Source organism: Bradyrhizobium sp. AZCC 1588, from assembly GCF_036924735.1.
Taxonomy (GTDB): Bacteria; Pseudomonadota; Alphaproteobacteria; order Rhizobiales; family Xanthobacteraceae; genus Bradyrhizobium.
On record NZ_JAZHSC010000001.1, the window covers coordinates 1,371,123 to 1,382,029 of the forward strand.

5 protein-coding genes are annotated in these 10,907 nt (G+C 65.0%); 1 reads left to right on the plus strand and 4 read right to left on the minus strand.

Features of this window, described 5'->3' with window-relative positions; genetic code table 11:
- The first annotated feature begins 15 nt into the window (after positions 1-15).
- Complete coding sequence (locus V1277_RS06485) at positions 16-840, plus strand: ATP-binding cassette domain-containing protein (RefSeq protein WP_334415485.1); 825 nt, start codon at positions 16-18, stop codon at positions 838-840.
- 34 nt (positions 841-874) lie between these two features.
- On the opposite strand, the gene fhuB is transcribed toward V1277_RS06485, so the two are convergent.
- The 4 genes from fhuB to V1277_RS06505 form a co-directional block, all read right to left on the minus strand.
- Positions 875-2,881 (minus strand): Fe(3+)-hydroxamate ABC transporter permease FhuB, encoded by a 2,007-nt coding sequence (gene fhuB / locus V1277_RS06490; protein WP_334415486.1) that lies wholly within the window; start codon positions 2,879-2,881, stop codon positions 875-877.
- Positions 2,868-3,803: an ABC transporter substrate-binding protein gene (locus V1277_RS06495; protein ID WP_334415487.1), complete on the minus strand. Its 936-nt coding sequence runs from the start codon at positions 3,801-3,803 to the stop codon at positions 2,868-2,870. The genes fhuB and V1277_RS06495 overlap by 14 nt, the downstream gene beginning before the upstream one ends.
- A 61-nt stretch (positions 3,804-3,864) precedes the next feature.
- On the minus strand, positions 3,865-4,869 hold the full coding sequence (locus V1277_RS06500; RefSeq protein ID WP_334415488.1) for an alpha/beta hydrolase: 1,005 nt from the start codon (positions 4,867-4,869) through the stop codon (positions 3,865-3,867).
- A gap of 8 nt (positions 4,870-4,877) precedes the next feature.
- Complete coding sequence (locus tag V1277_RS06505; RefSeq protein WP_334415489.1) at positions 4,878-10,871, minus strand: amino acid adenylation domain-containing protein; 5,994 nt, start codon at positions 10,869-10,871, stop codon at positions 4,878-4,880.
- Between the last annotated feature and the right edge of the window lie 36 nt (positions 10,872-10,907).

Genomic DNA, 10,907 nt, shown 5'->3' on the forward strand with positions numbered 1-10,907 from the left:
CGCAGGCCCTTTCCCATGCATGTAGTTCGGCCAACCGAAATCGCGCTAGCCTCGCCCGATGCGGCCGCGCCCTTGTTCGAACTGGACCAGGTGGCGTTCGCTGTGGCGGGGCGCGCGCTGCTCGAACCGCTCACCCTGTCGCTTCCCGCGCGCAGCGTCGTCGGCCTGATTGGGCACAACGGCTCCGGCAAATCGACCTTGCTGAAGTTGCTGGCGCGGCAGCAGCCAAGCTCATCCGGCACGATCCGTTTCGAGGGCCGCGTTTTACGCGAATGGAGCGATCGGGAGTACGCCCGCAAGGTGGCTTATTTGCCGCAGCAGACGCCGCCCGCCGCCGGCATGCTGGTGAAGGAGTTGGTCGCGCTCGGCCGCTATCCCTGGCATGGCGCGCTGGGCCGGTTTGGCGACACTGACCGCGACAAGGTTGCGGAAGCCATGGCGCTGACCCACATCGAGCCGTTTGCGGACCGGCTGGTCGATACATTGTCAGGCGGCGAGCGCCAGCGGGTCTGGATCGCCATGCTGGTTGCGCAGGATGCCGAATGCCTGCTGCTCGATGAGCCGACTTCGGCGCTCGACATTGCCCATCAGATCGAAGTGCTGTCGCTGGTGAAGCGGCTCGCGCGCGAGCGTAATCTCGGCGTGGTCGTCGTGCTCCATGACGTCAACATGGCGGCACGCTTCTGCAACGAGATCATCGCCTTGCATTCGGGCAAGCTGATTTCGCGCGGCGCGCCGGACAGGATCATGACGCCTGCCGAACTCGAAACCATCTACGGCATTCCGATGGGGGTGATGCCGTCTCCGGATCACAGCCATCTCATCAGCTTCGCACGGTGAGCGCGTAAATCATTCGGCGCTTCACCGTCTCGCGTCATCCGCGCTGCGGTCGCAACAGCCAGAGAAGATAGGGCCCGGCGAGCATCATCGCGAAAATGCCGGCCGGCATCTGGAACGGAAATATCACCATTCGCCCGGCCCAATCGGCTGTTACCATCAGGATGGCTCCGATCAGTGCGGCCAGCGCCGTCTGATGCAGCGCGCGCTGCGCCCCCATCATCCGCGCCATATGCGGCGCGATAAAACCGACCAAACTCAGCAGCCCAACCATCAGCGTCGCGGTCGCCGTCAACAATGCGGTCAGCAGCATGATGATGATGCGGCTTCTCGCCATCGATACGCCGATCGAACGCGAGGCCGCCGAGCCGAGCGGCAGAATGTCGAGCCAGCGTGACAGCATCGGCACCATGATCAACAGAAGGAGCGCCGCGGCGGCCAGGACCCAGGCCTCGGCCGGACTGATCTGATAGAGCGATCCGGTCAGCAATGACAGCAGCATGCCGATGCGCGGATCACCGGTCGCCAGCGCCATGGCGATGATCGCGCCGAATGCCGCGCTCATGGCGACACCAGCCAGCAGCACACGCTCCGGACTGAATTCGGACCGCCGGCTGAACAGCAGAACGAGCCCGAGCACGATGAAGGCTCCGATCCCGCCGCCTGCAATCTCCGCCACGCGCGTGTGGGACGGAAGGAGATAGAGAAGAACGATCACGCCCATCGCGGCGCCGTAGCTGATCCCCATCACCTCTGGAGCCGCCATTGGATTTCCGGTCATGCGCTGCAGCAGCGTGCCAGCCACCGCCAGCGTGGCCCCCGCGGCCAACGCCGACACCACGCGCGGCCAGCGCCACGGCAGGAATTCCTGGATGCCGGCGAGACCACTCCAGCTCCAGCCCTCGGCGCCGACCCCAACTGCGAGCGCGACCCAGACCACAAACAACAGCAAGGCCAGACCAAACAGGATCACCCGCCAGGGATGATCAAGACGTGGCGGAACGGATGGTGTGAGGTTTCCGACTGGAGCTGCGGACCGTAGCCGCGGCAACAGCACCAGCAACATGGGCGCGCCGATCAAGGCCGTGGCTGCGCCGGCCGGCATCTCGCGATAGCCCGGCGGAATCAGCAGCACAAGCTCGTCTGCCAGCCACAAGAGGCCCGCGCCGCAGAGCGGCGCCCAAATCAGCCGATCGCGGAAACGTCGCGCGCCCGCAAGCATGGCGAGAGCCGGTCCGGTCAGACCGACAAAGCCCAACACGCCGACCACGCTGACCACCGAAGCGCTGAGAGCGATCGCAATGCCAAGTGCCCAGACCCGCGCACCCGTCAATCCGAGGCCGAGATTGCGCGCGGTCTCGTCGTCGAAGCCGAGCAATGTCAGCGGGCGGACCATAGCCGCGATCAGCACGAACGAAATCAGAAACCGCGGCGCCAGGAACGCCGCGTTGCTCCAGTCCTGCTGGTTGAGATAGCCCGCGCCCCAGATGAACAGGCCGATCAGGTAGTCATGGTTGAGCAATACCAGCGCCTGGGTCGTCACGGCGCAGTAGTAGCCCACGATCAATCCGGCCAGCACCAGAACGACCGGCGATAGCGCACGTTTCCAGGTGAGGCCGAACACGCAGAGGAACGCAGCGAATCCCCCAACCAGCGCAATCCACTCGCGGCCCAAAGCAAGTAGCGACGGCGCCCACAATGTCGTCACCGCCAGCGCGAGATAGGCGCCGTTCGAGACACCGAGCGTGGTCGGCTCAGCCAGCGGATTGCGCAGCACCTGCTGACAGACGGCGCCGGCAAGGCCCAATGCTGCGCCGGCCAATAGCGCCACCGCAATTCGCGGAAAGACCGTATAATGCACGAGCATCTGCTGCGGATCGTTGATTTCAGGACGCCACAGCACCGGCAACCACGCGCTAACAGGCAGATATCCCGACAGATGCCGAAAGGTCAGCGCAGCCGCCGCCGCAAACAATAAGCCGATCAGTATCGCAGGATGCATCTCGATCCCGGATCGGGCGGGCAGCGCGTCAACCTTGCTCATTGTTTTCCTGCGGCAAACGTTCGACGAGAAGGCGTGCGAAGCGTTCGGCCGCCGGCACGCCGCCATAGAAGAATTGATTTCCCAGCACCGTCAGCCGCCCCGAGCGGAGGAACGGCAAGGTCCGCAGCACCGGGCTTGCGTTGAGCAAGGCTTCGATATCGGCAACCCGCGAACTCATCAGAACCAATCGCGCATCCGGAACCGCAGCGAGCACTTCAAGGCCCACGCTGGTGTGTCCCCACGGACCGCTCTGGCCGGTCCAGGCATTCTTCAAACCGAACTGACTGAGCACCTCCTGATAGAGGCTGTTCGGGCCGAATACGAGCGCACGGTTGCGCGCGATTTCGCTGACGAGATACAGCGGCTTGTCGTTGCGACCGCGAAGCTGATCGCGGTAGCCGGTCATGGCTGCATCGAAACGCGCCAGATAGGCCTCGCATGCGGCCTGCACACCGAGACGCTGCGCCAGCTCCATCGTCGAACTGCGCGCTGTTTCAAGCGGATGCCGGCCGGGCTTGAAAATCGTGAAGACCTCGACCGGGGCAATCAGCTTGAGCCGGGGTAGTGCGGCTGTGATGCTGGGATCGATGATGATAATATCAGGCGCAAAACTCTGCAGTAGTTCGAGATTTGGCTCCGAACGCAGGCCGATTTCCTGAACGCTTGACGGGACAGCCGGCTCGACGACCAGCCGGCTGTAACGCTCGATCTCCGGTACAACGAGCGGCACGACGCCGAGCGCCAGTATAGTCTGCGCGCAAGCCCAGCCGAGCGCGGCGATGCGGGGGCCTCCCTGCGGTGCGGCGGCTTGAGCAAGCGCCATCGGCCAGCCGCCTGCAAGCACCCCGCCGCCGATGCCCGCGCCCACTGTGAGAAGCGCGCGGCGAGACAGCTTGTAGTCGGAGAGTGAATTCTGGCTCATGGGGTGCGGCTCGGGAACGGCTTGCGGCGAGGCTACGAGAGACGAGAGTTATGACATACCTTCATATGCTCTGTCTTTCCATGCCCGGCCGCTGCCTTTCGCCTGCGGCGCGAAAGGCGCCCGCCAGCGCCTGCCCGATCGCGGCCCGTGCCTGCAGGGCACCGGCCACGACATTTCCCATGCGCAGGAACTCGTGGATCATGCCCGGATAGATCTGCAGGTCGATAGGAACGCCGGCGGCGCGAAGCCTTGCCGCGTAGTCGCGCCCTTCGTCCACCAAAGGATCGTATTCGGCAAGCACGATGAGCGCCGGGGGCAGCCCTGAGAGATCTTCCGCGGCCAGCGGCGCAAACCGCCAATCCTCGCGGTCCGAATCGTCGCGGAGATACTGCCGGAAGAACCAGTCGACGGTGCTGCGTTCCAGGAGATAACCGGATCCGTATCGTTCGTAGGAATTGGACGTTTGCCGGGAGCTCAGGCCGGGATAGGCGAGTACCTGGAGGACAGGCTGCGGCAGGTTTCGGTTCGTCCTTGCTTCAATGGCGAGCGCCGCGGCGAGCGTGCCGCCAGCGCTATCGCCGCCGACGGCGACGCGGCCGGCATCTAGTCCCGCAGCAGGCCCCTCACGGCCGATCCAGGCCAGCGCATCGACCGCATCCTCGAACGCGGTCGGAAACTTGTGCTCCGGAGCAAGCCGATAGCCGACCGACAGCACGGCGGCGCCGCTGTCTTCGGCGAGGCCGCGGCACAATGGCTGATGCGAGTCCAGGCTTCCGACGACAAAGCCGCCGCCGTGCATATAGAGCAGGACCGGTGCGGGATTGCCACGGCTCGGCTCCTGCTTTGCGTAGAGCCGCGCATCGATCGTAGCTCCATCGCGCGTCGGCAGCGCGAGATGGCGCTCATACGCGAGCGCCGGCGGATCGACATCGAGCAACGGCGAGGATGCATCGAAATCAGCGCGTGCCTGTACGGCCGTCAATTGCGGAAACGGAACGCGTGATCCGCGTTCGGTGCCATCCTGCACCATCTCGAGCAGTGCGGCGATATCGGGATCAAGGCTCATGCGAATGTTCACTCCGCCGGTTCCGGCACCGTGTCCTGCGAAGCCGCCGATGCCGTCTCCGGCACGAGCAGCCTGCAGATCTCATCGAGCAAGCTGGCATCCCTCAGGATCGTGAAGTGGTTGTCTCCGATGACGCCGCGATCAACGGCATCAGGCAGTTGCGTCTCCAGCCGATCGCGCTGCGTCAGGCGGCCCGACGTCCACCAGCACAATGGCTTGGTCGCAAGACGCCGCGGCGGCGCGGCATTCTGCGTCAGGGACTTGAGGTGCCGGCCGACCGCGAAGGCTGCTGACAGATCGTCGACGCCAAGCAGTGTGTCGTCCGCCGAAACCCCCTCTCCCAATATCTTAGCAACCAGACGTCGGACGCTCTCGGATGTCTCCGGCATGCCTGCGACCTTCGCCTCCTCCACATGCGAACTGATACGAACGGCTGCGGCGTGCGGCAGAACGGCCGACAGCAACCCTGCGAGATCATCGGCCCAGTGGGATGCCGCTGCCTGCCGATCCGATCCGCCGTGCTCACGCAGCACAAAGCTGTCGACCATCAGGAGACAATCGACGCGTTCACCGCACCGTTCGAGCTCGGCTGCAACAAGCGTGACGAGAAGGCCTCCGAGCGACCAGCCCACCAAGCTATAGGGACCTTGCGGCTGAACCTGCCTGATCTCGTTCGCATAGTCGGACGCCATCGCTTCGAGCGACCGGTCGCTCCATGAACTATCGACCAGCATCCTGGACTGCAGCCCAATGACTTGGCGGCGTCGTTCGAGGCGGCGCGCCAGCGGCCCATAATCGAAGACGGTGCCGAAACCGCCATGTACGCAAAACACTGGATGCGCGCCATGAACCGCCGCATTCAGCGGAAGTAGCGCTGTCGGCGGCGGCGCTGTTGCGGGCGTCGGGGAAACGTTATCCGCGAGCAGCGCGCGGATCGTGGGCTTCTGCAGGAGATCACGAAGCTTGATCTCGATGCCAAATGTCTTGTCCTGCCGCAGCCGGGCCACGACCTTCAGGCTGAGAATCGAATTGCCGCCGAGCTCGAAGAAATTATCGGTGACGCCGACCTGCGGCAGCTTGAGAATGTCGGCCCACAGTCGCGCCATCGCGGCTTCGGCCGGCCCTTGCGGAGCCACGAAGCTTCGCCCGGCCGAGTCCGGGGCCGGCAGCGCACGCCGGTCAACCTTGCCGCTCGACAACACCGGCAGTCGCTCAAGCACCATGATCCGCGCCGGCACCATGTAAACAGGCAACGTCTGCTTCAGAAAGGAGGTCAATCTGTCGACCAGAGCCTCGGCAGCGCCTCCCGTTGCGTTCCTTGCCGCCTTCGGCGCGACATAGGCAATGAGTTGGTTTCCGGCCGCGCCCGCTAGCGCCACTACGGCGGCCTGTTCGATCTCCTCGTGGCGAAGCAGGGAAGTCTGGATCTCTCCGAGCTCGATCCGGAAGCCGTTGACCTTGACCTGGTCGTCGCTACGGCCGAGATATTCGACGGTACCGTCCTCGCGCCAGCGCGCGAGGTCACCGGTCCGGTAGAGGCGACTCCCCGGCACCGCAGAGAATGGATCGGGCACGAATCGCTCGGCGGTCATACCCGCCTTGCCGTGATAGCCGCGCGCCAGCCCGAAGCCGCCGAGATAGAGCTCGCCGGCGACACCGGCGGGAATGATATTGAGCGAACTATCGAGGATGTAGGCGCGGCGGTCGCCGACCGGCAGACCAATCGGCGCATACGGAGTTTCGCATTCGCAAGTGCCATCGACCTTCCAGACCAGCGGCGTAACGACGGTTTCGGTCGGACCATAGCCGTTGATCAATATCCGCGGTTTCAGAACGCGCCTGACCTTGTCGAAGCCCGCTTTCGGCATCGCCTCGCCGCCAAACGAGTAGAGCTTGACCGGCGGCGGATTGCCCGCCTGCTCGACCGCCTCCGCAACCTGCTGCAGATAGGCCGGCGGCAATCCGATATGGCTGACGCGATGCGCGTGTAGGTTTTCAACTGTCTGCTCCGGCGTCCACAATTCGGCGTCCCGCATCAAGAGGCGCGCGCCATGCGACAACACCGTCAGCCAGCGTTCATGGGCGCCATCGAAGGCGAGCGACAGGAAGTGCAGCTCGCACGAGCTCTCGTCGATCTCGTAAAGCCGGCCCGTGACATGACAGTGCATCGCGAGCGGCCCATGGGCGACGGCCACGCCCTTTGGCGTTCCCGTCGAACCGGACGTGTAGATCAGATAAGCGAGGTTCTCGGGATGCAGCTCCGGTTGCGGCGCATGCTCCGGCCCGGCATCGAAATCGAATGTCGAAAGGCAGACACTCTCGACACGATCCACGCCTCCCCGGATATCGAGCTGTCCTGCCAGCAGGAACGATATCCCGGCATCGCGCATGACAAAGGCGCGCCGCTCGGCCGGAATTTCAGGATCGAGCGGAACGTAGGCCCCGCCCGCCTTCAGGACCGCCAGCAGCGCGACCATCGTGGCTTCGGTTCGCTCGACCACAACACCAACGCGCTGCTCAGCCTTCAGCCCCCGGCCGATCAGGTGATGGGCAAGACGATTGGCCCTGGCGTCGAGCGCACCGAACGAGAGCGTTTTGCCGCCGATGGTAAGCGCCGTCCGCTCCGGGTGACGCCGCGCGTGGATGCTGATCGACTCGTGAACCAGCGGCAACGGGACCGCTGACGTCGCGTGCCGATTGCAGTTTTCGGCGAGCGCGGCGTCGACCGCCGTGACCGGATCGATATTGCCAAGCAACGCCGACGCGTCGCGCGTCAGCACTTCAAGCAGACGCTCGAACTGCGCCTTGATCTGCCCCGCCTGTGCCGCCGTAAAATGGCTCGGCATATAGGTGTACTCGACCTGAAGCGTGTCCTCGACGAGCACCGACAGGTCCATCGGATAGTTCGTCACGTCGACATTCCTGAGCCCGCCGAACTGCAGCGAGCCGTCACCCCGGTGCATGCTGCGCTCGATCGGATAGTTCTCGAACACGATGATGCTGTCGAACATGGCCTGACCGGCACGGCCGGCCCAGCTCTGGATATCGTAGAGCGGCGTATGCTCGTAATCCCGGATCGTCGAATTGCGATCCTGAAGCGCGCGCAGCCATTCTCCGACGGTGCTGGCCGATGCCGGCGTTTCGATCACGGGCAGCGTGTTGATGAAGAGCCCCAGCATCTGCTGCGATCCGTCGAGCTTCGCCGGGCGGCCGGCGACGGTTACCCCGAACGTCACCGTCTGCTGGCCGGTATAGCGTTGCAGCAGCAGCGCCCACACGCCTTGAACGATGGTGTTGAGCGTGATCCGCCCACGGCGCGCGTATGCCTTCAGGTCCGCCGTCGCCGTCTCTCCAAGCCGCGTGTAACAGCGCTCGTGGCCGGATGCATCATGGCGGCGCGAGCCGAAGGCATCGGCCAGTTGCGTCGGCTCGTCGAAGGATTTGAGCTGCTCACGCCAGAAAGCTTCGGCAGCCTTGGCGTCCTGCGCCAGCAGCCAAGCGATGTAGTCGCGGTAACGCGTCGGGTTCGCCGCGGGCGCGCAGCCATAATAGGATTCCAGGACTTCCCCGACGAACCTTGCCGAACTCCATCCGTCCATCAGGATATGATGGTAGGTCCAGATCAGGCGATAGAGATCGTCCTCGAGGCGCAGCAGCCGCACGCGCTGCAGCGGCGGCATCGATAAATCGAACTCGGCGGCGCGTTCGTCGGCAAGCGCCGCCGCAATCCGGTCCTCATTGATGGTTTGACCGCGCCAGTCCTCCTGTTCGAACGGCGCGACGGCGTCGCGATAGACGGCTTGCAGCGGAGACCCGGCAAGCTCGCGCCACAGGAATCCGGTCCGAAGCATCTGATGGCGTGCGGTCACCTCGCGCCATGCGCTTCCGAGACGCCCCGCATCAAGTCCGCGGATTTCAACGCTGACCTGGTTGACGTAGACGCCGCTGCCGGCATCGCGCAGGCTGTGGAACAGCATGCCCTGCTGCATCGGCGACAGCGGGTAGATGTCCTCGATGCGGCTCCAGTCCAGTTCAAGCCGATCGAGCTGTTCGCTGGTCAAACCCGACAGTGAGCCACGCGCAGGTCCAAAAGTGTCCTTGTTCGGGCCAACGTCGCAGGACAACGCAGCCAGCGCTTCGATCGTCTGGTGCCGGAACACATCGCGCGGCTCGATCGACACACCTTCGCGGCGCGCGCGGCTGACCATCTGCAGCGAGATGATCGAGTCGCCGCCGAGCTCGAAGAAGTTGTCGGTGACGCCGATATCGGGCCGGCGCAGCAGGTCGGCCCAGATCGCGGCGAGCGCCGCTTCCACCGGCGTGCGCGGTGCCACATGCTCGGCCAACGCGGCGAGCTGGTCCGGGGCGGGCAGCGCCTTGCGGTCGATCTTGCCGTTCGGTGTCAGCGGCAGCCGGTCCAGCACCACGATCCGTGCCGGCGCCATGTAGTCCGGCAGCAGCGACGACAGCGCGGTCTTGAGAGTTGTCCCGTCCAGCGATGCCGCACCGCTGACATAGCCGACGAGCTGACGGGCAGCGCCAATCTCGCGCGCCACCACCGCCGCCGAGCGCACGCCGGCCTGTTCGAGAAGCCGCGCCTCGATCTCGCCCAGCTCGATCCGAAAGCCGCGGATCTTCACCTGGTGATCGGCGCGGCCGATATACTCGATCACGCCGTCAGCGCGCCACCGCGCTACGTCGCCGGTGCGGTAGAGCCGCGCCCCCGGTGGGCCGAACGGATCGGGGATGAAGCGTTCCGCACTCAGCGCGCCACGCCGCCAGTAGCCGCGCGCAAGTCCTGCACCGCCGATATAGAGCTCGCCCGCCACGCCAACCGGCGCGAGATTGAGATCGTTGTCGAGAATATGCAGTGTGGTGTTGCCGATCGGGCCGCCCAAAACTGGACGGTCGTCCTGCGCATCGAGGCGGTGGCGGGCCGACCACACCGTGGTCTCGGTCGGGCCGTACAAATTCCAGACCTCACCCGCTTGCGCCACCAGCCGCCGCGCCAGATCTGGCGCCAGCGCCTCGCCGCCGCACAGCACGCGGCAGCTCGGGGGGAGCAGTTCGCCATCGTCATGATCGAGCAGCATCCGCCAGGTCGACGGCGTCGCCTGAATCATGGTGACGCCCTGCTTGGCGACGATAGCCTTGAGCCGGGCCGGATCATGCGCCGCCGCGCGATCCGCCAGCACCACGCATGCCCCGAGCGTCAACGGCAGCCATAGCTCCAGCACCGCAATGTCGAACGACAGCGAGGTCAAGCCGAGTACGCGGTCCTCGCGCGTAAGGCCCGGCCGATCCGCCATCGTCGCCAGAAAGTTTGTCACCGCATCATGGCGGACCATCACGCCCTTGGGCAGACCCGTCGAGCCAGAGGTGTAGATCACATAGGCCAGGCTTTCGGGGTGGACGACGACATCAAGATTGCCGCCGTCACCGCCCTCGCCGTCTTCCTTCTCGTCGAGCAGCCACGCCTCGGCGCCGGTTTCCTTCAGCACGGGCGCAAACTGCTCCAGCAGCAACCGTTGCGTCAGCACCAGCGCCGCGCCGCTGTCGCTCAGCATGTGTGCCAGCCGCTCCGCCGGGTAGTCCGGATCGAGCGGCAGATACGCCCCGCCCGCCTTTAATACGGCCAGCAGCGCGACCATCATCTTGACGCCGCGCTCGAGCGCCAACCCGACCACCACGTCCGTTCCAACACCGTGATCGCGCAATCGCCGCGCCAGCCGATTGGCGCGAGCGTTCAACGCGCGATAACTCAGCTCCGCATCGCCAAACACCAGGGCGATCGCGTCGGGAGATTGACCGACCTGCGCCTCGAACTGCTCGACAATTCCCCGGCGCGGCGCATCGCGGCGCGTATCGTTCGCCCGGGAGAGCAGCGCATCGTCGGCCGGATCGCTGGCCGCGATCATGCCGACGGGCCGATCGGCATCGACGCTCAACGCCTCCATCAACTGCACAAAGGCGCGCTGCAGCCGCGCGATCTGGCGCCTCATCGAAATGCCTGCGCTGATAGTTGAAGACCAGCCGCA

Coding starts and splice junctions, on each gene's coding strand:
- V1277_RS06500 (WP_334415488.1), bottom strand. CDS start 4,869: ATGAGCCTTGATCCCGATATCGCCGCACTGCTCGAGATGGTGCAGGAT.
- V1277_RS06485 (WP_334415485.1), top strand. CDS start 16: ATGCATGTAGTTCGGCCAACCGAAATCGCGCTAGCCTCGCCCGATGCG.
- fhuB (WP_334415486.1), bottom strand. CDS start 2,881: ATGAGCAAGGTTGACGCGCTGCCCGCCCGATCCGGGATCGAGATGCAT.
- V1277_RS06495 (WP_334415487.1), bottom strand. CDS start 3,803: ATGAGCCAGAATTCACTCTCCGACTACAAGCTGTCTCGCCGCGCGCTT.
- V1277_RS06505 (WP_334415489.1), bottom strand. CDS start 10,871: ATGAGGCGCCAGATCGCGCGGCTGCAGCGCGCCTTTGTGCAGTTGATG.